Origin of the sequence: Halovulum marinum (genome assembly GCF_009697225.1) — a bacterium.
Lineage (GTDB): Bacteria > Pseudomonadota > Alphaproteobacteria > Rhodobacterales > Rhodobacteraceae > Halovulum > Halovulum marinum.
The window spans coordinates 60,887-86,089 of the sequence record NZ_WIND01000006.1; the positions used below are offsets into that span (position 1 = coordinate 60,887).

The window sequence follows — 25,203 nt, forward strand, 5'->3', positions numbered from 1 at the left end:
CGTGAAAACCCCGTTGACCGTCTGATTTAAAAGAAGAACAGAATCCCAGGACGTCGTTGACGGCGCAATCTGCGCGCGCCGCCGCGCCCGCCAGCGCGCCAGCGCAGCAGCCCGAACCCGGCCGCCGCGAACAGCCCGGCGGTCAGGCCCTCGATCCACCTGCGGGCCACCGATCCTGAGCCGGCAACGGCGTGGGCGGAGCCCTGCAGCAGCGCGCCCAGACCGGTGGCCGCGAGCACGCCCCGGACCGCCAGCCCCGCGGCGAGGCCGGCGCCGAACCGCAGCCCGTTGCCGCGCCCCGCGCACATCGCCACCGTCGCGGCCGCGAGTGTCGCCGGGCCGGGCGCCACGGTCACGACGAAGACCGCCGCGGCGACGGTCGGAAGATCGGGAAGAGCGGGCATGTCGGCGGTACCCCGTCCGCGCGGCGGCGGTCCGGGCGGCGCAGCTCCGGGCCGGGGCGGTCGGCGCGCCCCGCCCGGCCCGGATCAGCTGCCCTGGCGCTGCAGCACCGCCGAGACCGGGGCCACGGTCACCGATGCCGGGCGGTTGCCGAACATCCACTGCGACAGCGTGGCGACGGTTTCCTGGCGGACGTGGCCGACGATGATCACGCTGCCGGTGCGCTCGGCGTCCTCGAGCGCGCGGTCCAGCGACCGGGCGATGTTCTCGGCGCCCGGCTGATCGTCGATCACCCGGAAGATCACCTCGCTGGGCACGCCCTCGGCGGCGGCGATGGCGGGCACGTCGGTCAGCCCGTCGCCACGGTGCGACAGCAGCCCGTGGCCGGTCACCGACAGTGCCTCGGCCACCTGCCGGGTCAGGTCGGCATCGTCCGGCAGCGGGCCGCCGATGGCGTCCATCAGCGTCGCGGCGGCGGGCACCTTGCGGAACAGCTCGGCCAGGGTCCGGGCGACGCCGTCGGCGCCGGTGCCGCCCTGCAGGGCGAGCGGGCCCTCGGCCGGCGCCACCGCCGAGACCTCGAAGCCGGATTCGCGGTAGCGGCCGGCGACCAGGTCGGCGTCGGGCAGATCGGCGCTGACGCCGAAGGTCACCGGTTCGTTCAGCGCCGCCATGCCCGGGCGCAGGAACGGGCTTTCGCCGGCGTCGATCAGCACGATCGCCAGCAGCGGCTTGCCCGCGTCGCCCTCGAACGGCGCGGCGAACTCGGTCAGCGCGTCGCCGGGGATCAGCGACGAGGCGGCGGCGTTGCCGGTGATCTCGGGCACCGCGGCGCTTTCGGTGTTCACTGCCGGGCCGCTGTCCGCGCCCGGCGCGGTCGAGGCGATCTGCGTCGGCTGCGACGGCGCGCGCGGCGGGCGGGCATCGCCGCCGCCGCCGATGCCGGCGTTGGCGCCGGTCTCGATCGCCGGGGCGCCCAGCGTCACCGCGCCGTCCGCCGGCAGGCCGGGGGCCGGACCGGCGCCGCCCGCGGCCGGCGCGCGGCCAGTGTCGAGGGCGGTGTCGGGGGCGGCGGCGCTCAGTGCCGGCAGCGGCGCCGTGGCGGGCGCCTCGGGTGCGGCGGGGGCGGCCGCGACCGAGGTCGCGGGCGCCGGATCCTCGGCGGGCACCGGCACGGCCTCGGTCGCATCCTCGGGTTCGGGCTGCGATTCGGGCTGCGATTCGGGCTGCGGCTCGGGCTCCGTCTCCGGCTCGGGCTCCGTCTCGGGCTCCGTCTCGGGGGGCGACTCGGGCTCGGGTTCCGGCGCGGGTTCCGGTCGGGACGCGGGTTCCGGGGCAGGTTCCGGTGCGGTCTCCGGTTCGGGTTCGGGCTCCGCTTCGGCTTCGGGTGCAGGCTCCGGCGCGTCCGAGGTCGCGGTGGCGATCGGGCCGCCGGGCCGGGGGTTCATCACCGCCGCCCCGGACAGCCCCAGCGCCGCCACCACCAGCCCCAGAACGATACCGAACAAGAACCTGATCATCTGTCTGTCCCCTTCCGGCCGGCACTGCCCCGGCCCCTTGCTGACGTCTGCCTGCCCTGCGCGGCCGGTCACCTGCCGCTTGCTTCGCTTTTAGCGGATACCGCGGCCGAGAACACCCGGCAATCGGGCCGAAATCATGGCACGCCCCTTGACCATGCCGCCACCGCCCGCGCATGTATACCGGCAACGCCGGCCGCCGGCCCTTTCGCGCGCCCGGCACCGGTTCCGAGGCGCGCGCATGCTGCTACTGATCGACAACTACGACAGCTTTACCTACAACCTGGTGCACTACCTGGGCGGGCTGGGCGCCGAGGTCGCGGTACACCGCAACGACGCGCTGGACGTGCAGGCGGCGATGGCGCTGCGCCCGTCGGGGATCGTGCTGTCGCCGGGCCCGTGCGATCCGGACCGGGCCGGGATCTGCCTGGCGCTGACCCGGGCCGCGGCCGAGACGCGCACGCCGCTGCTGGGCGTGTGCCTGGGCCACCAGACCCTGGGCCAGGCGTTCGGCGGGTCCGTGGTGCGGCATTCCGAGATCGTGCACGGCAAGCCGGGGCTGATCCGCCACCAGGGCGGCGGCGTGTTCGCCGGGCTGCCGTCGCCGTTCAGCGCCACGCGCTATCATTCGCTGGTGGTGGCGCGCGACGGGCTGCCGGACGTGCTGCGGGTCACCGCCGAACTGGACGACGGCACGATCATGGGCCTCAGCCACCGCGAACTGCCGCTGCACGGGGTGCAGTTCCACCCCGAGTCGATCGCCTCGGAGCATGGCCACGCCCTGCTGCGCAACTTCCTCGACCTGGTGCCCGAGCCGGCATGAGCGATCCTCTGAAGCCCCTTATCGCCCGCGCCGCGGACGGCCCGCTGAGCCGCGCCGAGGCCGAGACCGCCTTCGAGATCCTGATGGAGGGCAACGCGACCCCCAGCCAGATCGGCGGGTTGTTGATGGCGCTGCGCGTGCGCGGCGAAACCGTGGACGAGTACGCCGCCGCCGCCGCCGTGATGCGGCGCAAGTGCCTGCCGGTGGCGGCGCCCGAGGGCGCGATGGACATCGTCGGCACCGGGGGCGACGGCAAGGGGACGCTGAACATCTCGACCGCGACGGCCTTCGTCGTGGCCGGTGCGGGCGTCGTCGTCGCCAAGCACGGGAACCGGAACCTGAGCTCCAAGTCCGGTGCCGCCGATGCGCTGACCGAACTGGGGATCGACGTCATGGTCGGCCCCGAGGTGGTCGAGCGGGCGCTGGCCGAGGTCGGCATCGCCTTCATGATGGCGCCGATGCACCACCCGGCGGTGCGCCACGTCATGCCCTCGCGGCAGGAACTGGGCACGCGGACGATCTTCAACATCCTCGGCCCGCTGACCAACCCGGCCGGGGTCAGGCGCCAGCTGACCGGCGCGTTCTCGCAGGCGGTGATCCGGCCGATGGCCGAGACCCTGGGCGCGCTGGGCTGCGAGCGCGCCTGGGTGGTGCACGGCTCGGACGGCACCGACGAGATCACCATCTGCGGCCCGACTGCGGTCGCGGCGCTGGAGGGCGGCGCGGTGACGATGCACGAGGTGCACCCCGAGGACGCCGGCCTGCCGGTGCATCCGTTCGCCGACATCCTCGGCGGCACGCCGGCCGACAACGCCGCCGCGCTGAAGGCGCTGCTGCGCGGACAGCACTCGGCCTATCGCGACGCGGTTCTGCTGAACGCGGCGGCCGCGCTGGTGATCGCCGGGGTCGCGGCGGACCTGCGCGAGGGCGCGGCGCGGGCCGCCGAGAGCATCGACAGCGGCGCGGCGCGCGGCAAGGTCGAGGGCCTGGCGCGCGTCACCTCGGGGGCATGAGCCTCGACGTCTCGCGGCTCGGCGGCTGGGGCGGGCTGGCGTTCTTCCGCGACCGGCTGCCGGGGATCGTGCAACGGCTGGACGCCGGCGGCGCGATGCTGCCGCCGGCGCACCAGGTGTTCGCCGCGCTGGAGCTGACGCAGCCGCAGGACGTGCGCGCGGTGATCCTGGGCCAGGACCCGTACCCGACGCCCGGCCACGCCCACGGGCTGGCGTTCTCGGTGGCGCCCGAGGTACAGCCCCTGCCCCGGTCCTTGTCCAACATCTTCAAGGAGATGCAGGACGATCTTGGCGCCTGCCCGCCGACCGGCGACCTGCGGCCCTGGGCGCGCCAGGGGGTGCTGCTGCTGAACGCCGCGCTGACCGTGCCGCCGGGCGCGGCGGGCGGGCACATGTCGCTGGGCTGGGACCGGCTGGCGCACGAGGTTCTGGCGGCGCTGGACGACCGGCCGCGGGCGTTCCTGCTGTGGGGGCGCCCGGCGCAGAAGCTGGCCGCGGGGATCGATCCGGCGCGGCACCTGAAGATCGAGACCGCGCACCCCTCGCCGCTGTCGGCGCGGCGCGGATTCTTCGGCTCGCGGCCGTTCAGCCGGGTGAATTCCTGGTTGGAAAGCCGCGGCGAACCCGCGATAAGCTGGGCGGGAACGGAGGATACATGACGCAGACCGTGCTGGACCGCATCAAGGCCTACAAGCTGGAAGAGATCGCCGCCGCCAAGGTCGCGCGCCCCGTCGCCGGCGTCGAGGCCGACGCCAGGGCCGCGCCCGCGCCGCGCGACTTCGCCGGCGCGCTGCGCCGCGCGCAGGCCGCGGGCTACGGGCTGATCGCCGAGATCAAGAAGGCGTCGCCCTCCAGGGGACTGATCCGGGCCGATTTCGACCCGCCGGCGCTGGCGCGGGCCTACCAGGCGGGCGGTGCGACGTGCCTGTCGGTGCTGACCGACACGCCATCGTTCCAGGGCAGCCCGGACTACCTGCGCGCGGCGCGGGCGGCGGCCGACCTGCCGATCCTGCGCAAGGATTTCATGTACGACCCGTACCAGGTGGCCGAAGCGCGGGCCTGGGGCGCGGACTGCATCCTGATCATCCTCGCCTCGGTCTCGGACGCGCAGGCGGCGGAGCTGGAGGACGCGGCGCAGGCCTGGGGCATGGCCGCGCTGCTGGAGGTGCACGACGGCGCGGAACTCGACCGGGCGCTGCGGCTGAAATCGCCGTTGATCGGAATAAACAACCGCAATCTCAAGACCTTCGAGACCTCGCTTCAGACGACGCTCGATCTGGCGCCGCGGGTGCCGGGCGACCGGCTGGTGATCTCGGAAAGCGGCCTGTTCACCCCCGCCGACCTGTCGCGCATGGCCGCGGCGGACGTGCGCAGCTTCCTGATCGGCGAAAGCCTGATGCGGCAGGACGACGTGGCGGCGGCGACGCGCGCCCTGCTGGCCGGCGCGCCCGAGGCCGTGCGATGAAGGCGCCCGGCAAGCTGACCCATTTCGACGAGGCCGGCGCGGCGCAGATGGTCGACGTGTCGGAAAAGCCCGTCACCGCGCGCACCGCCACCGCCGTGGCGCAGATCAACATGCAGCCCGAGACGCTGGCGCTGATCCGCGAGGGCCGCGCGAAGAAGGGCGACGTGCTGGCGGTGGCGCGGCTGGCGGGGATCATGGCGGCGAAGAAGACGCACGATCTGATCCCGCTGTGTCACCCGCTGGCGCTGTCGAAGGTGACGCTGGAGCTGACCCCGGCCGAAGCCCCGCCGCGGATCGAGATCTCGGCCACGGTCAAGACCTCGGGCCAGACCGGCGTCGAGATGGAGGCGCTGACCGCCGCCACCGTCGCCGCGCTGACCGTCTACGACATGGTCAAGGCGGTGGACCGGGGGATGGAGATCACCGGCGCGCGGCTGGTGTTCAAGGATGGCGGCGCCTCGGGAAGGTTCGAGGCGCCATGATCCCGGTCGCCGAGGCGCGGGCCCGGATCCTCGCGCCGCTGTCGCCGCTGCCCACCGAGACCGTGCCGCTGGCGCGCGCGCTGGGCCGGGTGCTGGCCGAGCCGGTGGCCGCGCGGCGCACGCAGCCGCCGTTCGACGCCTCGGCGATGGACGGCTACGCCGTGCGCCGGGCCGAGGCCGGCCCCGGCGCGGTGCTGCGGGTGATCGGCGAAAGCGCCGCCGGCGCGCGCTTCGACGGGGTTCTGGGCGCGGGCCAGGCGGTGCGCATCTTCACCGGCGCGCCGCTGCCCGCAGGCGCCGACGACGTGCTGATCCAGGAGGATGCCGACCGGAACGGCGATCGGATCACCGTGCGCGCCGGCCGCGACGAGAAGCGCCACATCCGCCCGGCGGGCGACGATTTCGCCGCCGGCGACGTCTTTCCCGGCCGCGGCCCGCTGGGCCCCGCCGACATCGCGCTGCTGGCGGCGATGAACCACGCCGCGCTGCCGCTGCGCCGCCGGCCGGTGGTGGCGCTGATCGCCACCGGCGACGAGCTGGTGATGCCGGGCGCGGAGCCGGGGCCGGACCAGATCGTCAGCTCGAACAATTTCGGCCTGGCGGCGATGCTGACGCGCGCCGGCGCCGTGCCGCGGCTGCTGCCGATCGCCGCCGACCGGCCCGAGAGCCTTGCGGCGCTGCTCGAGCTGGCATCGGACGCGGACCTGATCGTGACCCTGGGCGGCGCCTCGGTCGGGGATCACGACCTGGTGCGCGCGACGGCGCTGGCGCAGGGGCTGGAGCTGGGGTTCTACAAGGTCGCGATGCGCCCGGGCAAGCCGCTGATGGCCGGGACGCTGCGCGGCACGACGCTTATCGGACTGCCGGGAAACCCTGTCTCGGCAATGGTTTGCGGCGCGATCTTCGTCCTGCCCGCGGTCCGCACAATGCTCGGGCTGCCGCCCGGCCCCGAGACCCGCGCCGCGCGCCTGGCCGGTCCGGTCGGGCGCAACGGCCCGCGCGAGCACTACATGCGCGCCCGGCTGGAGGAGACCGCTGACGGGCCGCGCGTGACCGTGTTCGAGCGCCAGGACAGCGCGCTGCTGCATGTGCTGCAGGCCGCCGACTGTCTGGCGGTGCGGCCGGCCGATGCCCCGGCCGCCGCGGCCGGCGATCTCGTGCAGGTTGTCCCGCTGCCATAGAACAAAACGGTTGCGCTTATTCGAATTCCTGCCGGGAATTGACACAAAACGGGAACACATGTAGAACCTCAAGGAACGAAGCGCGTACCGGATGAAATCGTTCCGGGCGGAAGACCGGGGTTGAGGCAGATGCTGACCAGAAAACAGCTCGATCTACTGACGTTCATCCACAAGCGCATCCAGCGCGACGGGGTGCCGCCCTCGTTCGACGAGATGAAGGAGGCGCTGGACCTGCGCTCCAAGTCCGGCATCCACCGGCTGATCACCGCGCTCGAGGAGCGCGGCTTCGTCCGCCGCCTGGCGCACCGCGCCCGCGCGATCGAGATCGTCCGCCTGCCCGACGGCATGGGCGGCGGCAACGTCACCTCGCTGCAGGCCGCACGTGAGGCGGCGCAGGCGCCCGAGGCCGACGGCGAGCGGCCCGACGTGGTCGAGGTGCCGGTGATGGGCCGGATCGCCGCCGGCACGCCGATCGCGGCGATCGAGCAGGTATCGCACCGCACCGCGGTGCCCGGCAGCATGATCAGCGGCTCGGCGCGGCATTTCGCGCTGGAGGTGCGCGGCGACTCGATGATCGAGGCCGGCATCAACAACGGCGACATCGTGGTGATCCGCGAGCAGGACCGGGCCGAGAACGGCGACATCGTCGTCGCCCTGGTCGAGGGCCAGGAGGCGACGCTGAAACGGCTGCGCCGCAAGGGCGCGGCGATCGCGCTCGAGGCCGCGAACCCGGCGTTCGAGACCCGCGTCTACCGCGCCGACCAGGTGCAGGTGCAGGGCAAGCTGGTCGGGCTGATCCGCAGCTACTGATCCGGCCAGCCCGGTCCGCCTCACCTGCCCCGATCCGGCCCCGATCCGGCCCCGATCCGACAGCCGCCAGCGGTTTTCCGCGACCCCGGCCGGGTCCGCCCCGGCCGCTTCGTCTTGACTGGACAACCGCTAACGTGCCGCCGCGGCCGGGCGCCGCGTCCACGGGCGCGCGCCCTCGGTCGCGCGGGTGGTCACCGGCGCCGCCAGCGCGCCGGCGCGCCAGGCATGGGCCCCGCCCCGCGCCAGCTGCGCCGCGCCGACGAAGGCGCAGGCCGGAGCCGCCGGCGGCCGGCTCGCGCGCGGCGCGATCAGCAGCACCGCCGCGCCGCACAGCGCCGGCGGCACGGTCTCGTCCTCGACCAGCAGAACGGCGGCGCCGTCCGGCAGCGCGACCCGCCAGGGCGCACCCGGCGGCGCGCGGCCGGCGGCGGCGGTCTGGTCGGCGGCGTCACCGTCGTTCTCCAGCCAGACCTGGGCGGCGAAACCGGCGCCGCGCGGGCGGCTGAGCGCCCGCCCCGCCACGGTCCGCACGCCGACCAGCCGGCCCTCGGGATCGAGCAGCACCAGCGGCCGCTCGGACGCCGCCCAGCCGGCCAGCGCCACCGCGACCAGCACCGGCCCGGCCGCGCGCAGCGGGCCGCGCAGCGCGATCAGCATCAGCGCGCCCAGCGTCAGCACGCCCAGCACCCAGGGCGGGCCGGTGGGCACCGGCGTCATCGGCGCCTCCTGCCGGGCGACCCAGCCGGCGACGTTCAGGATGTGGTCGATGCCGATCTCCATCAGCCCGAAGCCGAGCCCCTGCAGGCCCAGCGGCCACAGCAGCAGCGCCAGCAGCGCGGCGGGCATCACCAGCAGCCCCATCGCCGGCACCGCCAGCACGTTGGCCAGCAGCCCGTACTGCGCCATCTGGTTGAAGTGGAACGCCGAATAGGGCGCCGTCGCCAGCCCCGCCACCGCCGAGGTCAGCACCAGCGCCGCCACCGCCCGGCCCCAGCGCCAGCCGCCGCGCGCCAGCGCCTGCCACCAGCCGACCCTGCGCAGCGCATCATAGACCGCGATCAGCGCGGTGGTGGCGGCGAACGACATCTGGAACCCCGGACCGAGCAGGCTGACCGGGCGCCACAGCAGCACCGCCAGCGCCGCCAGCGCCACCGCGCGCAGGGTCAGCGCCGGGCGGTCCACCAGCACCGCGCCGAAGATCGCCGCCGCCATGATGAAGGCGCGCTGGGTGGCGATGCTGGCGCCCGACAGCGCCAGGTAGCCGGCCCCGGCCAGCAGCGCGGCGACGGCGGCGATCTTCTTGACCGGCAGCCGCAGCGCCACGTCCGGCAGCAGCGCCAGCCCGAGCCGGACGCAGGCGAACACCACCCCGGTCAGCAGCCCCATGTGCAGCCCCGAGATCGCCAGCAGATGCGCCAGGTTCGAGGCCCGCAGCCCGACCAGGTCCTGCGGATCGACGGTCGAGCGGTCGCCGGTCAGGATCGCCGCCGCGAAGCCGCCGCTGCGCGCCGGCATCTGGCCGCGGATCGCGTCCGCCAGCCGCATCCGCAGGCTGAGAAGCGGCACCCCCGCCAGCCCGCCGGGATGCGGCTCGGCCAGCACCACCGGCTCGGCGGTGTAGCCGATCGCGCCCAGGCGCAGGAACCAGGCCCAGCGGCGGAAATCGAAACCGCCGGGCTCGACCGGCTCGGGCGGCGGCGTCAGCCGGGCGCGCATCATCACCCGCGCGCCGGGCCGCGCCACCTGCGGGTCGGGATCGTCGCCCAGCACCACGCGCACCCGCGCCGGCGTGTCCGCCGCCGCCACCCCCGGCAGGTGGACCCGGTCCAGCAGCAGCCGCAGCCGGTTGCCCTGCGAGCGGTCGAAGCCGACGATGCGGCCCACCACCGGGCCGAAATGGGTGCGCTCCAGCACCGGCGCGGACAGCCGTCCGGTGTGCAGCGCCGCGACCGCGCCGCCCAGCAGGCACAGCATCGCCAGCATCGGCAGGCCGCCGCGGCGGAACGCCGCCAACAGGCCGGCGCCGGCCAGCGCCAGCGCGCCCAGCCCCCAGGCCAGCGCGGCGGGCGGCTCGGCCGGCAGCGAGAAATAGCCGGCGATGCCCGCGCCGAGGGCGACCGGCGCCCACAGCAGGCCGGTGTGCCGCTGCGCCTCGGCCTGGGCGGCGAGCCATCGGGTCAGCCGCACTCTTGTTTCCCCTCGTCTCACGACCTAGACAGTTGCGCAACACTTCCCCCGACATGGTTTCCAAGAGGTTAAGCACATGGGCTCTGACGCGGTTGTCACCCGGTTCGCGCCGTCCCCGACCGGCTTCCTGCACATCGGCGGCGCGCGCACCGCGCTGTTCAACTGGCTTTTTGCCCGCAACCGGGGCGGCACCTTCCTGCTGCGGATCGAGGATACCGACCGCGCCCGCTCCACCCCCGAGGCGACGCAGGCGATCCTCGACGGGCTGGCGTGGCTGGGACTGGACTGGGACGGCGATCCGGTCAGCCAGGCGTCGCGTGCCGACCGGCACGCCGAGGTGGCGCAGAAGATGGTCGCCGACGGCACCGCCTATCGCTGCTATGCCAGCAAGGACGAGATCGACGCCTTCCGCGCGGCCGAGAAGGCCGCAGGCCGGCCGCCGCTGTTCCGCTCGCCCTGGCGCGACGGCGGCGCGGCCCCCGAGGGCGTGCCCTGCGTGGTGCGCCTGAAGGCCCCCCGCGACGGCGAGACGGTGGTCGAGGACCGGGTGCAGGGCACCGTCACCTGGAAGAACGAGACGCTGGACGACCTGATCCTGCTGCGCTCGGACGGCACCCCGACCTACATGCTGGCGGTGGTGGTGGACGATCACGACATGGGCGTGACCCATGTGATCCGCGGCGACGACCACCTGACCAACGCCGCGCGGCAGACGCTGATCTACCGGGCCGCCGGCTGGCCGACGCCGGTGTTCGCGCACATCCCGCTGATCCACGGCCCCGACGGCGCCAAGCTGTCCAAGCGCCACGGCGCGCTGGGGGTCGATGCGTACCGCGACATGGGCTACCCGGCGCGGGCGATGCGCAACTACCTGGCGCGGCTGGGCTGGAGCCATGGCGACGACGAGTTCTTCACCGACGCGCAGGCGATCGAGTGGTTCTCGCTGGAGCAGATCGGCAGGTCGCCGGCGCGATTCGACTTCAAGAAGCTGGAGAATCTGTCCGGGCAGCACATCCGGGCGATGAGCGACGACGAGATGGTCGCCGAGATCCGCGCCTTCGCTGCATCGCAGCAAGTTCCCGCCCCCGACGAGACGCAGGTGCAGCAACTGCGCGCCGCCGGCGCCGGGCTGCGAGATCGCGCGAAGACACTTCCGGAACTGCTTGAAATGGCGCATTTCATTCTGGGATCTCGCCCGTTCGAGCCGGACGAGAAAGCGGCCGCTCAGCTGGATACGGTATCCCGTGGTATGCTGCACAGATTGACTGAGCGCCTGCGAAATGCTAGCTGGGAGCAGCACATCCTGGAGGCCGAAATCCGCGATTTCGCCGACCAGGAAGGGCTGAAGCTTGGCAAGGTGGCGCAACCTCTGCGGGCGGCATTGACCGGCCGCGCAGTCTCTCCCAGCGTGTTCGACGTGATGGGCGTGATCGGCAAGGAGGAGACGCTGGCCCGCCTGGCGGATGCAGCCGGCTGACCGGCCGGGACTACAGGGAAATTCGCGCCGCCCGCCCGGGCATGGCGCCCGCAGCAACAAGGACATCACCATGGCCAAGGATATCGGCGCTACGGCGACCCTCACATTCGGCGACAAGACCCTGGAACTGCCGATGGCCAGCCCCACCCTGGGGCCGGACGTGATCGACATCCGCAAGCTCTACGCGAAGGGCGACGTGTTCACCTACGACCCGGGCTTCACCTCGACCGCATCGTGCGAAAGCGCGATCACCTATATCGACGGCGAGAAGGGCGAGCTGCTGTACCGCGGCTACCCGATCGACCAGCTGGCCGAGAAGTCGCACTTCCTGGAAGTCTGCTACCTGCTGATCTACGGCGAGCTGCCGAGCGCCGCGCAGATGGAGGATTTCGAGAACCGCGTCACCCGCCACACCATGCTGCACGAGCAGATGACCAACTTCTACCGCGGGTTCCGGCGCGACGCGCACCCGATGGCGGTGGTCTGCGGCGTGGTCGGCGCGATGTCGGCCTTCTATCACGACTCGACCGACATCTTCGACGACTGGCAGCGCGAGGTCGCGACCATCCGGCTGATCGCGAAGATGCCGACGATCTGCGCCTGGGCGTTCAAGTACCACGTCGGCCAGCCGTTCGTGTACCCGCGCAACGACCTGAACTACGCCGAGAACTTCCTGCACATGTGCTTCTCGGTGCCGTGCGAGGAATACAAGGTGCAGCCGGCGCTGGCCCGCGCCATGGACCGGATCTTCACCCTGCACGCGGATCACGAGCAGAACGCCTCGACCTCGACCGTGCGGCTGGCCGGCTCGTCCCAGGCCAACCCGTTCGCCTGCATCGCCGCCGGGGTCGCCTGCCTGTGGGGCCCGGCGCATGGCGGCGCCAACCAGGCCGCGCTGGAGATGCTGCGCGAGATCGGCACCGTCGACCAGATCCCCGAGTACATCGCCCGCGCCAAGGACAAGAACGACCCGTTCCGGCTGATGGGCTTCGGGCACCGGGTCTACAAGAACTACGACCCGCGCGCCAAGGTGATGCAGGAAAGCGCCAAGGAGGTGCTGGAGCTGCTGGGGGTCGAGAACAACCCCACCCTGCAGGTCGCGCAGGAGCTGGAGCGGATCGCGCTGACCGACCAGTACTTCATCGACAAGAAGCTGTATCCGAACGTCGATTTCTACTCGGGCATCATCCTCGACGCGGTGGGCTTCCCGACCTCGATGTTCACGCCGATCTTCGCGCTGGCCCGCACCGCCGGCTGGATCTCGCAGTGGAAAGAGATGATCGCCGATCCCAGCCAGAAGATCGGCCGCCCGCGGCAGCTGTACACCGGCGCGCCGGAGCGCGACTACGTCGAGGTGGAAAATCGCTGATCTGAAGGGGCCGGCGGCGGCGCCGGCCCCCCTTTCGCGCCCATGAGCAAGTCACTGAACCGCGTGCTGGCCGACGCCGAGGCGCGCGGCCTGACCCTCGCCCCGGTGCGGCTGGAGGCGGGCACGCTGACCGCGCAGGCCGCCGCCGACGCCGTCGGCACCAGCGCCGACCAGATCGTGAAGTCGATCGTGCTGCGCAGCCCGGACAGCGGCGAGCATGTGCTGTTCCTGACCGCGGGCGGCAATTATGTCTGCATCGACAAGGCCGCGCGCGTCGCCGGGATGGCGCTGGAAAAGGCCGACGCCGCCAGCATCCGCGCGGTGACCGGCTTCGCCATCGGCGGCGTCTCGCCGTTCGGGCACGCCACGCCGCTGCGCACCTGGCTGGACCCGAAGGTGATGACCTACGCCACGGTCTGGGCCGCCGCCGGCACGCCGCACCACGTGTTCGAGATCGCGCCGCCGGTGCTGAAACGGGCCACCGGCGCGGCCGAGGCCGACTTCACACGATGACCGACAGCACCGACCGGGCCGCGCGCAGGCCCGGGCTGTCGCCGCCCTGCCCCAGCGCCCGCATCGCGGCGTCGAAGCCGTCGATCTGCCGCGCGCGCGCCTCGGGATCGTCCAGCAGCCGGCCGGTGGCGCCTGTCAGCGCCCGCGGCGTGGCGGCCTCGAACAGGAACTCGGGGATGATCGGCCGGTCCTGCAGGATGTTCACCAGCGACGCGTAGCGCACCTTCACCAGCCGCCGGGCAAGGAACGCGCTGAGCGTGCTGGCGCGGTAGGCGACGACCATCGGTGTGCCGGCGCGGGCCAGTTCCAGCGACACCGTGCCCGACACCGCCAGCGCCGCGTCGGCGGCGGCGAAGGCGCGGCGCTTGCGGGTCTCGGCCTCGGCGCCGCCCGGCGCGGCCGGGTCCAGCACCACCGGATCGCCCGGCGCGCCGGAGAACAGCCCGGCCACCGCCGCGGCGCGCGCGGCGACGGTCGGGATCACCACCCGCATCCCCGGATGGTTCGGCGCCAACCGCTCCAGCACCTGCCGGAACAGCGCGCCGTGCCGCGCCACCTCGCCGGCGCGCGAGCCCGGCAGCACGCAGAGCAGCGGCGCGTCCGGCGCGATGCCGTGCGCGGCGCGGAACGCGGCGGTTTCCGCCGGGGACGCCGGCGGCGTCTCGATCACCGGGTGGCCGACGAAATCGCAGCTCATCCCGGCGGCGGTCATGTACGGCGGCTCGAACGGCAGCAGCGCCAGCACATGGTCGATGACCTTCGCCATCTTCGCCGCGCGCCCCGGCCGCCAGGCCCAGACCGAGGGCGCGACATAGTGCACCGTGCGCAGCCCGGGCAGCGCCGCGCGGGCGCGTCCGGCCACGCGCAGGCAGAAATCCGGGCTGTCGATGGTGACCAGCGCGTCGGGCCGCGCCTCGGCCACCGCCGCGCCGGTGCGGCGGATCAGGCGCAGCAGTTCCGGCAGGCGCGGCAAAACCTCGGTCAGGCCCATCACCGACAGCCGGTCCATCGGCAGCAGGCTGTCCAGCCCCTCGTCCTGCATCAGCGGCCCGCCGATGCCGGTGAACCGGACATCGCCGCCGGTCTGCCGTTTCAGCCCCGCCATCAGCGCCGCGCCCAGCCGGTCGCCCGACGGCTCGCCCGCGATCAGGAACAGGTGCGGCGGGCTCACGGCTCGCGCGCCCACAGGAACAGCCCCAGCTGGTCGGCGCGGGCGATGGTCTCGGCCTCGCCCAGGATCAGCACGCCGCCGGCCTGCACCACCACCCCCGCCAGCCCCGCGGCATGGGCCGCGGCGACAGTCTGCGGGCCGATCGCCGGCAGGTCAGTGCGCCAGTCCTGGCCGGGTTTCGGCGCCTTCAGCAGCACGCCGTTGGCGCCCTCGGGATCGGGGCGGAACGGCGCGCCGGTGCGGGCGACGAAATCCAGCATCGCGTCGGTGCCCTGGATGCTCTCGGTGGCCAGGCAGATGCCCTGCGCCACCACCGCGCCCTGGCCGACGTCGACCTGCCCCAGCGCCTGCACGATGGCGGCGGCGCGCGCCGCGTCCTGGCGGTCGGCATCCGAGGGCTGGGTCCGGGTCAGCACGCCGGGGCGGGCGATCAGGTGCGACAGCAGCCGGTGCGCGCCGACGATGCTCAGCCCCTCGGCCTCGAAGATCTCCGAGACGATGCGCAGCGCGGTGTCGTCGCCCGAGCGCATCGCCCGGAACAGCAGCGGCGCCAGCCGGATCGCCTTGAGATCGAAGCGCATCGGGCTGAGCCGCGGCCGCCGCACGCCGCCGGCGAAGGTGACCTGGGTGCAGCCGGCGCGGCGCAGCGCCGCGAACAGCTTGCCGGGCTTCTCGAACACCGCCGGGACCACCGGGTGCTCCTCGGCCCAGGACAGGCGGATGCCCTCGAAGATCACGACCAGATAGGGGCGCTTGCGGCGGCGGCATTCCTCGGCCAGCATCCGCGGCAGCTCTCCGGTGCCGGCGACGATGGCCAGGGCGCCCGCGGGATCGGGCTTTCGGACCGGGGAGGCGGGCATGGCGGCCGCTCAGCCCGGGGTCGTCAGGTGGCGCGCCGAGCTGTCGGAGATGAAGTCCAGGACCTCGGCCACCAGCGGGTTGTCGCCGTGCGCCTCGGTCACGCCGGCGATGCGCTCGGTCAGCGTGCCCTCGCCCTGGAACAGCGCGGCATAGGCGGCGCGCAGCCCGTTGATGTGTTCCTTGTCGGCGCCGCGGCGCTTCAGCCCGACCAGGTTCAGCCCGGCCAGGTGCGCACGCTCGCCCAGCGCGGTGCCGTAGGGGATCACGTCGGCGGCGATGCCGGCAAGCCCGCCGATCATCGCGCCGGCGCCGATGCGGCAGTTCTGGTGCACCGCGGCCAGCCCGCCGATCACCGCCCGGTCGCCGACGCTGACATGCCCGCCCAGCGTCGCCGCATTGGCGAAGATCGTGCCGTCGCCGACGATGCAGTCGTGGCCGACGTGGACGTGGTTCATGAACAGGTTGCCCGAGCCGACGCGGGTGACGCCGCCGCCGCCGACGGTGCCGGGGTTCATGGTGACGTATTCGCGGATCGCGTTGTCGTCGCCGATCTCGAGCAGCGTGCGCTCGCCCTGGTACTTCAGGTCCTGCGGGCGCTGGCCGAGCGAGGCGAAGGGGAAGATCACGTTGCGCCGGCCGATCACCGTGTGCCCGTCGATCGAGACATGCGACTTCAGTTCGGTCCCGTCGCCGATGGTGACGTCGTCGCCGACCACGCAATAGGCGCCGATGCGGACGTCGGCGCCGATGGCGGCACCCTCGCCGACGATGGCAGAGGGGTGGATCTGCGCGGTTGCGTCGATCGGCATGGGCTCAGCCCTCCGCCTCGGGGCGCTGGATCATGGCCATGAACTCGGCCTCGGCGGCGACCTCGTCGCCGACGCTGGCGGCGCCGCTGAACTTCCACACCTTGGCGCCCTTGCGGATCACCTGCACGTGCAGCTCCAGCTGGTCGCCGGGCTCGACCACGCGCCGGAACCGCGCCTTGTCGATGCCCATGAAGTAGACCAGCGCGCCGCTGTCGTTCAGGTCCGTCGACCACGACACCAGCGCGGTGGCGGACTGCGCCATCGCCTCGATGATGATCACCCCGGGCAGTACCGGCTTGGCCGGGAAGTGGCCGGCGAAGTAGGGCTCGTTGGCGGTGACGTTCTTCACGCCGACCGCCCGCTCGGACGGCACCATGTTGATCACCCGGTCGATGTACAGGAACGGGTAGCGATGCGGGATCAGCCGCTTGATCAGGTGGATGTCGGCCTGGCCAAGCTCCGGGTCGACGGCTGTGTGTCCCATGGTCGTCCTACTCCTCGTCGCCCGGTGGATCGGTGTCGGTCGCGGCGTCGCCGGCGTCCGGGTCTTGGTGCTGCTCGCCCACGAAGGTCGTGTCCAAGCGTTTAATCGCCTCGTCGGTGATGTTCAAATCCTGTTTTGCGATCAGTACCGAGCGCTGCTCGATGATCGCCACCGCGCCGGTCTGCTCGAGGATCTCCAGCAGCACCGGGCCGACGCGGCGGAAGAACTCGCGGCGGCGGCGCTCGATCCGCTGGTTCAGCTGCGCGGCCTTCTCCTCCTGCTCGCGGCGGGTGGCGACGACCTTCTCGTCGAAGGCGTCGGCCAGGCGGCGGAATTCGTTCGGCTCCAGCTCGCTGCGGCGCTGGGTCAGGGTCCGCTCCTCGGCCTCGAACTGCCGGTCGAGCTGCTCGCCCTCGGCGCGCAGCGCGTCGGCCTCGGCCTCGTTCCGGTCGATGATCTGCCGGCCGTGGCGCGAGCCCGAGAACAGCCGGTCCTGGTCGAGGATCAGGAACGCCGGCGGTTGCTCGGCGCTGCGCGCGACCGGGAAATCGCCGTCCTGCGCCGCCACCGGCGCCGCCGGCAGCAGCACCGCCAGCAGCGCGAGGACATGCCGCCGGGCGGGCATGCTCAGAACCGGGTGTCGATCGTCACCCGGAAGAATTCTTCCTCGTCGAAGGATTCCTTGACGATCGGGCGGGCGAAGTTGAAGCGCAGCGGCCCGATCGCGGTGTCCCAGAACAGCGACACGCCGGCCGAGCTGCGCAGGTTGAAGCTGTCGTCGACGGTGCCCGAGGCGCCGGCGGTGTCGTACAGCGACCAGAGCGAGCCGACATCGGCGAACACGCCGCCGTAGATCCCCAGATCGGGCGGCAGGCCGACCGGGAACGTCGCCTCCAGCCGCGCCACCGCGAACATGTTGCCGCCGAGCGCGTCGTTGACGTTCTCGGTGCCGCCGGTGCCGCCGCAGGCGGTGCAGACGTCGCGCGGGCCGAGGCCGCCGCGCTCGAACCCGCGGAAGCTGTCGCCGCCCAGCACGAACCGGTCGATGAAGCGCGATTCGTCGTTGAACGACACCAGCGCGCCGCCCTCGACCTCGGCGCTGAGCACGACCTCCTCGTCGAACAGGCTGGTGTAGGTGCGGGCGGTGGCGGTGGTCTTGGAGTACTGCGGGCCGCCGCCGAGACCGTTCAGTTCCTGGTCGAGGCTGAAGATGAAGCCGGCGGTCGGGTCGATCGGCGAGTTGCGCTTGTCCAGCGTGTAGGTGAAGCCGACGCCGAGGCTGAACTCCTCGCCCGCCTCGCGCTGCAGGATCGGCGACACCGCGCTGTCGACGACGTCGATCTTGTCCTGGCTGACACGCAGGCGCACCGACAGGCGCGAATCCTCGGACAGCGGGAAGCCGACGAACGGCTGCAGCCCGGCGCGGGTGGTGTTGATCGAGGACTCGTCGTACTCGAACTCGCGGTAGAACGCGGTGAACCCCGCCGACAGGTTCTGGTCGAAAACCTTCGGCTCGACGAAACGGAACGAGACAACGTTGCTTTCCGCGCCCGAGGCCAGCTCCAGCGAGATTGCCTGCCCGCGGCCCAGGAAGTTGCGCTCGGACAGCGAGACGGTGCCGGTGATCCCCTCGGACGAGCCGTAGGCGGCGCCGAAGGTCAGCGAGCCGGTGGGACGTTCCTCGACATCGACGGTGATGATCGCGCGGCCCGGCGCGGAGCCTTCGCGCACCCGCACCTCGACCCGCTCGAAGAAGCCCAGCGCGCGCAGCCGCTGCTCGGCCTCGCGCAGCTCGCGGGCGTTGAAGGCGTCGCCCTCGACCACCCGGAACTCGCGCCGGATCACCCGGTCGACGGTCTCGCGGTTGCCGCGGATGTCGATCCGCTCGACGAACACGCGCGGCCCCTCGATCAGCTCGAAGTCGATGTTGACGCGGCCCCGCGCCACGTCGCGGGTGACGCGCGGCGTGACCTCGACGAAGGCGAAACCCTTCTGCCCGGCGAGGAACGACATCCGCTCGACGATGCGGTCGAGCTTCTTGGCGGAGTAGGTCTCGCCGGGGCGGACGTTGATCAGCGCCGCGAACTCGGCCTCGTTCAGACCCGGCGCGAAGACGGTGACACCCATCTGGCCGAAATCCCACTGCGCGCCCTCGTCGATGCGGAACGTCAGGAAGAATGCGTCGCGCTCGCGCGCGAACTCGGCCGAGGCGGCGGTGACCTGGAAATCGACGTAGCCGCGGTCGAGGTAGAAGTCCCGCAGCAGCTGCTTGTCCAGCTCCAGCCGCTCCTGGTTGTAGGTGTCGTTGGTGAACAGCCAGCTCAGCAGCCCGGCCTGCCCGGTCTCGATCACCCGCCGCAGCCGGCGGTCGGAATAGGCCTCGTTGCCGACGAAGCTGATGCGCTGCACCTCGGTGATCGCGCCCTCGCGGATCTCGTAGACCAGGTTGACCCGGTTGTCGTCCAGCCGGATGATCTTCGGCACCACGGTCGCGTTGATGCGGCCGGACTGGGCGTAGAGCTGCTGGATCGCCTGCGCGTCGGCCTCGGCCCTGGCGCGCGAGAACGGCTGCCGCGCGCGCAGCGAGACGACCTCGGCCAGCGCATCGTCGTCCAGCCGCTGGTTGCCCTCGTAGTTGATGAAGTTGATGGTCGGGTTCTCGACCACCTCGATTACGACGCGCCCGCCGGCGGGCGTGACCGAGACGTCCTCGAACAGGCCGGTGTCGAACAGGCGCTGCAGCGCCGCGTTCAGTTCGGCGGTGTCCGCCACCGCGCCCTGCTCCAGCCCCGAGAACACCCGGATGGTGTCGTCCTCGACCCGCCGGTTGCCCTCGACCACGATCTGTCCGACCCGAACCGCCTGCGCCTGCGCCAGCGGCGCCGCCGCCGCGACGAGCAGCGCGACGCTTGCCGCGAAGCTGGTGATGTGCCTGCGACCCGGTACCTGGACTGCCCGCCCTGTCATCTTGCCTCTGCCCCCGTTGCCACCTTTTGACGCGCGCCGGTCAGCTGACCAGCAACCGCACAAGATCGTTATATGTAGCCATTAGCATGAGCAACAGCACCATAGCTAGTCCCAGAGACATCGCGATGCGCATAATGGATTCGGCCGGAGGCCGGCCTGCAACAGCCTCGTAGCCGAACATCAGCAGGTGGCCGCCGTCCAGCACCGGAATCGGGAACAGGTTCAGCATGCCCACCGCGGTCGAGATCACCGCAATCAGCGTGATCAGGTTGCCCGCGCCCTGCGCCGCGCTGGCGCCCGAGATCTGCGCGATGCCCAGCGGCCCCTGCAGATTGTCGACACTCAGGTTGCCGGCGATGATGTGGCCGATACCGGTCAGCGACAGGGTGATGATCTCCCACATCCGCTCGACGCCGATGGCCAGCGCGCGCCACGGCGTCGGGGTCCGGGTCAGCGGGTAGATCAGGACGTCGCCGCCGACGCCGATCATCACCCGCGTCTCGACGGTGCCGTCGGGGTTCACCCGCTCGACCTCGCGCGGGGTGATCGGCAGGGTCAGCAGCACGTCGCCGCGCACCACCTCCAGCTCCAGCTCGTCGCCGCCCGAGTTCAGCACCACGTCGCGCAGATCGCCGAACGAATGCAGCCGTTCGCCGTCGGCCGCGCGGATGAAGTCGCCCGGTTTCAGACCGGCGTTCGCCGCCGCCGACAGCGGCTCGACCCCCTGCACCAGCGGCGGCAGCGGGAACGGCGTGGTCAGCTCCAGCCGGCGGCCGTCGCGCTCGACCAGCAGGCGGACCGGACCGGCGGTCTCCATCTCGTTCGCGGCTTCGTAGAGCTCGGCGAAATCGGCCACCGGCGCGCCGTTCAGTTCCAGGATCAGATCGCCGCGGCGCAGATCGCTCGCCTGCTGCCCCGGCAGCACGCTGACCTCGCCGACGCGGGCACCGTCGGCCGGCACCCCGGCCCACAGCGCGATCAGCCCGAACACCAGGATCGACAGGATGAAGTTGGCCACCGGGCCCGCCGCGACGGTCAGCGCCCGGCGCCACAGCGCGGCGCCGTGGAAGCTGTGCGCGCGCTCGGTCTCGCTCAGCGCCTCCAGGTGCTTGGGGTCGGTGCGGGACGAGCCGTCGGTATCGCCGACGAACTTGACGTAGCCGCCCAGCGGCAGCGCCGAGACCTGCCAGCGGGTGCCGCGGCGGTCGACCCAGGCGCCCAGCCGGGGGCCGAAGCCCATCGAGAACACCTCGGCGCGAATGCCGCACCAGCGGCCGACGATGTAGTGCCCGTATTCGTGCACGAACACGACGACGCCGAGGACGACGACGAAGGCGATCGCCGACGACAGGAAACCGCCGACGACCGGAAGGTCCGAAATGAATTCCATGACACCTACCTGTCCAGTTCTTCCGGCGTTGCGGGATCAGCCGTGGCGTTCCACCCAGACACGGCCGAACTCGCGTGTTTGCCGGTCATACCCCATGACGTCCTGCAAGGAAATGCCCGCCGTGGCGGCCGCCGCCGCCGGTCCCAGCGCGTCCAGCGCGTCGGCCACCAGGCGGCTCATGTCCAGAAAGCCGATGCGCCGGTCCAGGAACGCGTCCAGCGCGACCTCCTTGGCGCCGTTGAACACCGCCCCGCTCAGCCCGCCCGCCGCCATCACCTGCCGCGCCAGACCCAGCGCCGGGAATCGCGCCGGATCCTCGGGCTCGAAGTCCAGCCGCGCCAGGCGGGCGAAATCCAGCCGCTCGACCGGCAGCGGCGCGCGCTCGGGGAAGTTCAGCGCGTAGCCGATCGCGCCGCGCATGTCCGACGGCCCCAGCTGGGCGATGATCGAGCCGTCGGCGAAGCCAACCATCGAGTGGATGATCGACTGCGGGTGCACCACCACCTCGATCCGCCCGGGCGGGATGCCGAACAGCACCTGCGCCTCGACCATCTCGAGCGCCTTGTTGAACATGGTGGCGCTGTCGACCGAGATCCGCAGCCCCATGTCCCAGTTCGGGTGCGCGCGCGCCTCGTCCGGGGTGGCGCGGGCCATCTCGGCCAGGGTGCGGGTGCGGAACGGCCCGCCCGAGGCGGTCAGCAGCAGCCGCTCGATCCCGGCGCGGTCCTCGCCGCGCAGCGCCTGGAAGATGGCGCTGTGCTCGCTGTCCACCGGGATCAGCGTGGTGCCGTGCGCGGCGCAGGCGTCCAGCAGCAGCGGCCCGGCGCAGACCAGGCTTTCCTTGTTCGCCAGTGCCAGCACGCCGCCGTGGCGCGCCGCCGCCAGCCCCGGCGCCAGGCCGGCGGCGCCGACGATCGCCGACATCGCCCAGTCCGCCGGGCGACGCGCGGCCTCGAGCAGCGCATCGGCGCCGGCGGCGGTCTCGATCCCGGTGCCGGCCAGCGCCTCGGCCAGATCCGGCCCGCGCGCGTCGTCGGCGGTCACCGCCAGCCCGGCGCGCAGCGCGCGCGCCTGTTCGGCCAGCAGCGGCAGGTTGCCGGCGCCGGTCAGCGCGACGACCTCGTAGGCCTCGGGACCGCCCTGGCGCAGCAGCAGCTCGACCGTGTTCTGCCCGATCGAGCCGGTGCTGCCGAAGATCGCGACACGGCGGCGCATGGCGCTAGCCCCCCGCCACGCCGGCCAGCGTCAGCAGCGCATAGGCCCAGAGCGCGCCGATCAGCCCGTCGAACCGGTCCAGCAGCCCGCCGTGGCCGGGGATGATGCTGGAGCTGTCCTTGACGCCGAAGCGCCGCTTGATCCAGCTTTCCAGCAGATCGCCGGCCTGGCTGGCAATCGCCAGCACCGCCGACAGCGCCACCAGCCAGGGCAGCGTCACCTGGCCGGCAAAATAGAACCCGGCGCCGACCGCGACCGCCAGCACCAGCCCGCCGATCGCCCCGGCCCAGGTCTTGTTCGGGCTGACCTTCGGCCACAGCTTCGGCCCGCCGATCAGCCGGCCGGCGAAATAGGCGCCGGCGTCGGCGGCGATCACCACCGAGACCAGCCACAGCACCAGCGGGAAGCCGAATTCCGGGTGCCGCCGCATCTCGACCAGAAGCGCCATCGCCACCGAGATGTAGACGATCCCGGCGGCCATCCAGAAGGTGTGGCCGCGCCGCACCAGCAGCACCGGGATCACCCCGGCGGGCAGCAGCACCAGCCCGACCCAGAGGCTGTGGAAGCCGGTGACGACGATGCTGGCGCCGCCGGCCGTGATCGCGCACCACATCGCCGGATCCTTCAGGCTGAGGCGCGGCGTCAGCATCCGCCGCAACTCCCAGATCATCAGCCCGGTGCCCAGCGTGACCAGCGCGGTGACCCAGACGCCGCCCTGCCAGAAGTCGATCAGCGCGATCGCGATCAGCACGATCGCCGAGGCCAGCCGCACGCCCAGGTCGGGATAGGCCCGGATCGGCCGCGGCGGAACCGAACCGGGGTCCGCCGCATGGTCCGATCCGCGCTGATCCGGGGTCTCGTCGGGGCCGCCGGTCATTCCGCCACGGCGCCGTAGCGGCGCTCGCGCTGGCCGTAGCGCTCGACGCAGCCGGCCAGCATTTCCGGGGTGAAGTCGGGCCAGCACACGTCGAGGAACTCGTACTCGGCATAGGCCGCCTGCCACAGCAGGAAGTTCGACACCCGCACCTCGCCCGAGGTGCGCAGCACCAGGTCGGGGTCCGGCAACCCGGCGGTGTCCATGAATCCGTCCAGCACCGCCTCGTCCAGCTGCGCGGCGGCCATCTCGCCGCGCTCGACCGCCAGCGCGGCGCGGCCGGCGGCGCGGGCGATCTCGTCACGGCCGCCGTAGTCGATGGCGACGGTGACGTGCAGCTCGGTGAAGCGCGCGGTCTCGTCCTCGAGCCAGCCCATCAGCTCCTGCAGGTCCCGGTCCAGCCGGTGCCGGTTGCCGATGAACCGGACCCGCACGCCGGCCTCGATCAGCTTGACGCTTTCCTTGCGGATGTAGCGCCGGAACAGCCGCATCAGCCCCGACACCTCGTCCGAGGAGCGGCGCCAGTTCTCGGTCGAGAAGGCATAGAGCGTCAGATGCGTGATCCCGAGGTCGGGGCAGGCCTTGAGGATGCCGCGCAGCCGCTCCACGCCGCGGGCGTGGCCGGCGAGGCGCGGCATGCCGCGGCGCAGGGCCCAGCGGCCGTTGCCGTCCATGATGATGGCGACATGCCGGGGCTGCGGTCGACGATGCAGGGCGCGGGTGTTGGGCATTGCGAGGGCCAGGCAGGTCAGACCTGCATGATCTCTTCCTGCTTCGCCTCGAGCGCGGCGTCGATCTTCTTGATCTCGGCGTCGGTCAGCTGCTGGATCTCGTCCTCGTAGAGCTTGGCCTCGTCCTCGCCGATCTCGCCCTTGATCTTCTTCAGCTGGTCCATGCCGTCGCGGCGCACGTTGCGCACCGCGATGCGGGCCTGCTCGGCGTACTGCCCGGCCAGCTTGGCCAGTTCCCGGCGGCGTTCCTCGTTCAGCTCGGGGATCGGCAGGCGCAGCGTGGTGCCGTCCATCACCGGGTTGATGCCCAGACCGGAATTGCGGATCGCCTTGTCGACCACGTTCACCAGGCTCTTGTCCCAGACGTTCACCGTGACCATCCGCGACTCGGGCACGTTGATCGTCGCCACCTGGTTCAGCGGCGTCGGCGTGCCGTAGGCCTCGACCGTCACCGGGTCCAGCATCGACGCCGAGGCCCGCCCGGTGCGCAGCGAGGCGAACTCGTGCCGCAGCGCGGCCAGCGCCCCGTCCATGCGCTTTTCCAGCGCGTCCAGATCGACTTCGTCGGTATTGTCGTCGCTCATTCTTCCTGCTCCTTCAGGCGCTCGCAGCGGCGCCCAGCACCTCGGGCTCTTTCGGCCCGACGACAGTATACTTGCCCCGACCCAGCACCACGCCGGCCAGCCCGTCGGGCGCGTTCAGCGAGAATACCACGATCGGCAGCCGGTTCTCGCGCGCCAGCGCGATCGCCGCGGCGTCCATCACCCGCAGGTTCTTGGCCAGCACCTCGTCATAGCTGATGCGGGAATAGAACTTGGCCTCCGGGTTGGTCTTCGGGTCGCTGTCGTAGACCCCGTCGACCTGCGTGCCCTTGAAGATCGCCTTGCAGCGCATCTCCGAAGCGCGCAGCGTCGCCGCGGTGTCGGTGGTGAAGAACGGGTTGCCGGTGCCGGCGGCGAAGATCACCACGCGCTTCTTTTCCAGGTGCCGCACCGCGCGGCGGCGGATGTAGGGCTCGCACACCTGGTCCATCGGGATCGCCGATACCACGCGGGTGAACACGCCCAGCGTCTCCAGCGCCGACTGCATCGCCAGCGCGTTCATCACCGTCGCCAGCATGCCCATGTAGTCGGCGGTCGTGCGCTCCATGCCCTGGGCGCTGCCCTGCAGGCCGCGGAAGATGTTGCCGCCGCCGATCACCATGCAGATCTCGACACCCAGATCGTGCAGCTTCTTGACCTCGCCGGCCAGCCGCTCGACCGTGGGCGGATGCAGGCCGAAACCCTGGGGGCCCATCAACGCCTCGCCCGACACCTTGAGCATCACCCGCTCGTACGTCGGAATCGGTGCGTTTTCGGCCACTGTCATGTTCTCCTGCTCCGCCCGCTGTTGTCGGCGCCGCTAAAATGTCGGAAATCGCCGGGCGGTTCAACGTCGAAACGGCGCGGATTCGGGAATACCG

General features: G+C 72.1%; 25 protein-coding genes. 10 read left to right on the plus strand and 15 right to left on the minus strand.

Annotated features, from left to right (window positions below; translation table 11 throughout):
- Positions 1-26: 26 nt before the first annotated feature.
- A complete protein-coding gene (locus GE300_RS09895; RefSeq protein ID WP_154446398.1) occupies positions 27-404 on the minus strand; it encodes a hypothetical protein in 378 nt (125 codons plus the stop codon).
- A gap of 84 nt (positions 405-488) precedes the next feature.
- On the minus strand, positions 489-1,922 hold the full coding sequence (locus tag GE300_RS09900) for a divergent polysaccharide deacetylase family protein (protein WP_154446399.1): 1,434 nt from the start codon (positions 1,920-1,922) through the stop codon (positions 489-491).
- A gap of 238 nt (positions 1,923-2,160) precedes the next feature.
- Here GE300_RS09900 and GE300_RS09905 point away from each other — a divergent pair, with 238 nt between their 5' ends.
- From GE300_RS09905 to lexA, 7 genes are all read left to right on the plus strand, one after another.
- On the plus strand, positions 2,161-2,742 hold the full coding sequence (locus GE300_RS09905) for an anthranilate synthase component II (protein ID WP_154446400.1): 582 nt from the start codon (positions 2,161-2,163) through the stop codon (positions 2,740-2,742).
- Positions 2,739-3,755: an anthranilate phosphoribosyltransferase gene (gene trpD / locus GE300_RS09910; RefSeq protein WP_154446401.1), complete on the plus strand. Its 1,017-nt coding sequence runs from the start codon at positions 2,739-2,741 to the stop codon at positions 3,753-3,755. Before GE300_RS09905 ends, trpD begins: the two co-directional genes overlap by 4 nt.
- The gene (locus tag GE300_RS09915; RefSeq protein ID WP_154446402.1) at positions 3,752-4,414 is read left to right on the plus strand and encodes a uracil-DNA glycosylase; all 663 of its coding nucleotides are present in this window, start codon (positions 3,752-3,754) and stop codon (positions 4,412-4,414) included. Before trpD ends, GE300_RS09915 begins: the two co-directional genes overlap by 4 nt.
- Positions 4,411-5,220, plus strand: coding sequence for an indole-3-glycerol phosphate synthase TrpC (gene trpC, locus GE300_RS09920; RefSeq protein WP_154446403.1), 810 nt, complete (start codon positions 4,411-4,413; stop codon positions 5,218-5,220). The genes GE300_RS09915 and trpC overlap by 4 nt, the downstream gene beginning before the upstream one ends.
- The gene (moaC, locus tag GE300_RS09925; protein ID WP_154446404.1) at positions 5,217-5,702 is read left to right on the plus strand and encodes a cyclic pyranopterin monophosphate synthase MoaC; all 486 of its coding nucleotides are present in this window, start codon (positions 5,217-5,219) and stop codon (positions 5,700-5,702) included. The genes trpC and moaC overlap by 4 nt, the downstream gene beginning before the upstream one ends.
- Positions 5,699-6,883: a molybdopterin molybdotransferase MoeA gene (locus GE300_RS09930; protein ID WP_154446405.1), complete on the plus strand. Its 1,185-nt coding sequence runs from the start codon at positions 5,699-5,701 to the stop codon at positions 6,881-6,883. The genes moaC and GE300_RS09930 overlap by 4 nt, the downstream gene beginning before the upstream one ends.
- A 129-nt stretch (positions 6,884-7,012) precedes the next feature.
- The gene (gene lexA / locus GE300_RS09935) at positions 7,013-7,693 is read left to right on the plus strand and encodes a transcriptional repressor LexA (protein WP_154446406.1); all 681 of its coding nucleotides are present in this window, start codon (positions 7,013-7,015) and stop codon (positions 7,691-7,693) included.
- A gap of 129 nt (positions 7,694-7,822) precedes the next feature.
- On the opposite strand, the gene GE300_RS09940 is transcribed toward lexA, so the two are convergent.
- Positions 7,823-9,880 (minus strand): ComEC/Rec2 family competence protein, encoded by a 2,058-nt coding sequence (locus tag GE300_RS09940; RefSeq protein WP_154446407.1) that lies wholly within the window; start codon positions 9,878-9,880, stop codon positions 7,823-7,825.
- Positions 9,881-9,956: 76 nt separating this feature from the next.
- Here GE300_RS09940 and gltX point away from each other — a divergent pair, with 76 nt between their 5' ends.
- From gltX to GE300_RS09955, 3 genes are all read left to right on the plus strand, one after another.
- A complete protein-coding gene (gene gltX, locus GE300_RS09945) occupies positions 9,957-11,357 on the plus strand; it encodes a glutamate--tRNA ligase (RefSeq protein ID WP_154446408.1) in 1,401 nt (466 codons plus the stop codon).
- Positions 11,358-11,427: 70 nt separating this feature from the next.
- Complete coding sequence (gene gltA, locus GE300_RS09950; RefSeq protein WP_154446409.1) at positions 11,428-12,726, plus strand: citrate synthase; 1,299 nt, start codon at positions 11,428-11,430, stop codon at positions 12,724-12,726.
- A gap of 42 nt (positions 12,727-12,768) precedes the next feature.
- A complete protein-coding gene (locus GE300_RS09955) occupies positions 12,769-13,239 on the plus strand; it encodes a YbaK/EbsC family protein (RefSeq protein ID WP_154446410.1) in 471 nt (156 codons plus the stop codon).
- On the opposite strand, the gene lpxB is transcribed toward GE300_RS09955, so the two are convergent.
- Genes lpxB through pyrH form a run of 12 tightly spaced genes read right to left on the minus strand, consistent with a single transcriptional unit; the run spans position 13,229 to position 25,109 of the window.
- Positions 13,229-14,410: a lipid-A-disaccharide synthase gene (gene lpxB, locus GE300_RS09960; protein WP_325063185.1), complete on the minus strand. Its 1,182-nt coding sequence runs from the start codon at positions 14,408-14,410 to the stop codon at positions 13,229-13,231. The genes GE300_RS09955 and lpxB overlap by 11 nt on opposite strands.
- The gene (locus tag GE300_RS09965) at positions 14,407-15,270 is read right to left on the minus strand and encodes an LpxI family protein (RefSeq protein ID WP_154446411.1); all 864 of its coding nucleotides are present in this window, start codon (positions 15,268-15,270) and stop codon (positions 14,407-14,409) included. Before GE300_RS09965 ends, lpxB begins: the two co-directional genes overlap by 4 nt.
- A 9-nt stretch (positions 15,271-15,279) precedes the next feature.
- A complete protein-coding gene (gene lpxA, locus GE300_RS09970; RefSeq protein ID WP_154446412.1) occupies positions 15,280-16,080 on the minus strand; it encodes an acyl-ACP--UDP-N-acetylglucosamine O-acyltransferase in 801 nt (266 codons plus the stop codon).
- 4 nt (positions 16,081-16,084) lie between these two features.
- Positions 16,085-16,564, minus strand: a complete 480-nt coding sequence (fabZ, locus tag GE300_RS09975) for a 3-hydroxyacyl-ACP dehydratase FabZ (RefSeq protein ID WP_154446413.1) — start codon at positions 16,562-16,564, stop codon at positions 16,085-16,087.
- A gap of 7 nt (positions 16,565-16,571) precedes the next feature.
- Entirely contained in the window at positions 16,572-17,189 is a 618-nt protein-coding gene (locus GE300_RS09980; RefSeq protein ID WP_154446414.1) for an OmpH family outer membrane protein, read from the minus strand.
- 2 nt (positions 17,190-17,191) lie between these two features.
- A complete protein-coding gene (gene bamA, locus GE300_RS09985) occupies positions 17,192-19,531 on the minus strand; it encodes an outer membrane protein assembly factor BamA (RefSeq protein ID WP_154446415.1) in 2,340 nt (779 codons plus the stop codon).
- A 40-nt stretch (positions 19,532-19,571) separates the two neighbouring features.
- On the minus strand, positions 19,572-20,921 hold the full coding sequence (gene rseP / locus GE300_RS09990; RefSeq protein WP_154446416.1) for an RIP metalloprotease RseP: 1,350 nt from the start codon (positions 20,919-20,921) through the stop codon (positions 19,572-19,574).
- Between the two features lie 36 nt (positions 20,922-20,957).
- A complete protein-coding gene (dxr, locus tag GE300_RS09995) occupies positions 20,958-22,136 on the minus strand; it encodes a 1-deoxy-D-xylulose-5-phosphate reductoisomerase (RefSeq protein WP_154446417.1) in 1,179 nt (392 codons plus the stop codon).
- A gap of 4 nt (positions 22,137-22,140) precedes the next feature.
- Positions 22,141-23,013 carry a phosphatidate cytidylyltransferase gene (locus GE300_RS10000; protein WP_154446418.1) on the minus strand — a complete coding sequence of 291 codons (873 nt, stop codon included), beginning with the start codon at positions 23,011-23,013 and terminating at the stop codon, positions 22,141-22,143.
- On the minus strand, positions 23,010-23,741 hold the full coding sequence (uppS, locus tag GE300_RS10005; protein WP_154446419.1) for a polyprenyl diphosphate synthase: 732 nt from the start codon (positions 23,739-23,741) through the stop codon (positions 23,010-23,012). Before uppS ends, GE300_RS10000 begins: the two co-directional genes overlap by 4 nt.
- Positions 23,742-23,758: 17 nt before the next feature.
- Positions 23,759-24,325, minus strand: a complete 567-nt coding sequence (gene frr, locus GE300_RS10010; protein WP_154446420.1) for a ribosome recycling factor — start codon at positions 24,323-24,325, stop codon at positions 23,759-23,761.
- Between the two features lie 13 nt (positions 24,326-24,338).
- The gene (gene pyrH / locus GE300_RS10015) at positions 24,339-25,109 is read right to left on the minus strand and encodes a UMP kinase (RefSeq protein WP_154446421.1); all 771 of its coding nucleotides are present in this window, start codon (positions 25,107-25,109) and stop codon (positions 24,339-24,341) included.
- Positions 25,110-25,203 lie beyond the last annotated feature (94 nt).

Bases quoted from the DNA above. Each gene is read 5' to 3' on its own strand.
- GE300_RS09965 (WP_154446411.1), bottom strand. From the start codon at position 15,270: ATGCCCGCCTCCCCGGTCCGAAAGCCCGATCCCGCGGGCGCCCTGGCC.
- GE300_RS09955 (WP_154446410.1), top strand. From the start codon at position 12,769: ATGAGCAAGTCACTGAACCGCGTGCTGGCCGACGCCGAGGCGCGCGGC.
- GE300_RS09905 (WP_154446400.1), top strand. From the start codon at position 2,161: ATGCTGCTACTGATCGACAACTACGACAGCTTTACCTACAACCTGGTG.
- frr (WP_154446420.1), bottom strand. From the start codon at position 24,325: ATGAGCGACGACAATACCGACGAAGTCGATCTGGACGCGCTGGAAAAG.
- fabZ (WP_154446413.1), bottom strand. From the start codon at position 16,564: ATGGGACACACAGCCGTCGACCCGGAGCTTGGCCAGGCCGACATCCAC.
- uppS (WP_154446419.1), bottom strand. From the start codon at position 23,741: ATGCCCAACACCCGCGCCCTGCATCGTCGACCGCAGCCCCGGCATGTC.
- GE300_RS10000 (WP_154446418.1), bottom strand. From the start codon at position 23,013: ATGACCGGCGGCCCCGACGAGACCCCGGATCAGCGCGGATCGGACCAT.
- GE300_RS09930 (WP_154446405.1), top strand. From the start codon at position 5,699: ATGATCCCGGTCGCCGAGGCGCGGGCCCGGATCCTCGCGCCGCTGTCG.
- GE300_RS09895 (WP_154446398.1), bottom strand. From the start codon at position 404: ATGCCCGCTCTTCCCGATCTTCCGACCGTCGCCGCGGCGGTCTTCGTC.
- GE300_RS09915 (WP_154446402.1), top strand. From the start codon at position 3,752: ATGAGCCTCGACGTCTCGCGGCTCGGCGGCTGGGGCGGGCTGGCGTTC.
- lexA (WP_154446406.1), top strand. From the start codon at position 7,013: ATGCTGACCAGAAAACAGCTCGATCTACTGACGTTCATCCACAAGCGC.
- trpD (WP_154446401.1), top strand. From the start codon at position 2,739: ATGAGCGATCCTCTGAAGCCCCTTATCGCCCGCGCCGCGGACGGCCCG.
- moaC (WP_154446404.1), top strand. From the start codon at position 5,217: ATGAAGGCGCCCGGCAAGCTGACCCATTTCGACGAGGCCGGCGCGGCG.
- gltA (WP_154446409.1), top strand. From the start codon at position 11,428: ATGGCCAAGGATATCGGCGCTACGGCGACCCTCACATTCGGCGACAAG.
- pyrH (WP_154446421.1), bottom strand. From the start codon at position 25,109: ATGACAGTGGCCGAAAACGCACCGATTCCGACGTACGAGCGGGTGATG.
- rseP (WP_154446416.1), bottom strand. From the start codon at position 20,921: ATGGAATTCATTTCGGACCTTCCGGTCGTCGGCGGTTTCCTGTCGTCG.
- bamA (WP_154446415.1), bottom strand. From the start codon at position 19,531: ATGACAGGGCGGGCAGTCCAGGTACCGGGTCGCAGGCACATCACCAGC.
- lpxA (WP_154446412.1), bottom strand. From the start codon at position 16,080: ATGCCGATCGACGCAACCGCGCAGATCCACCCCTCTGCCATCGTCGGC.
- trpC (WP_154446403.1), top strand. From the start codon at position 4,411: ATGACGCAGACCGTGCTGGACCGCATCAAGGCCTACAAGCTGGAAGAG.
- GE300_RS09980 (WP_154446414.1), bottom strand. From the start codon at position 17,189: ATGCCCGCCCGGCGGCATGTCCTCGCGCTGCTGGCGGTGCTGCTGCCG.
- dxr (WP_154446417.1), bottom strand. From the start codon at position 22,136: ATGCGCCGCCGTGTCGCGATCTTCGGCAGCACCGGCTCGATCGGGCAG.
- GE300_RS09900 (WP_154446399.1), bottom strand. From the start codon at position 1,922: ATGATCAGGTTCTTGTTCGGTATCGTTCTGGGGCTGGTGGTGGCGGCG.
- gltX (WP_154446408.1), top strand. From the start codon at position 9,957: ATGGGCTCTGACGCGGTTGTCACCCGGTTCGCGCCGTCCCCGACCGGC.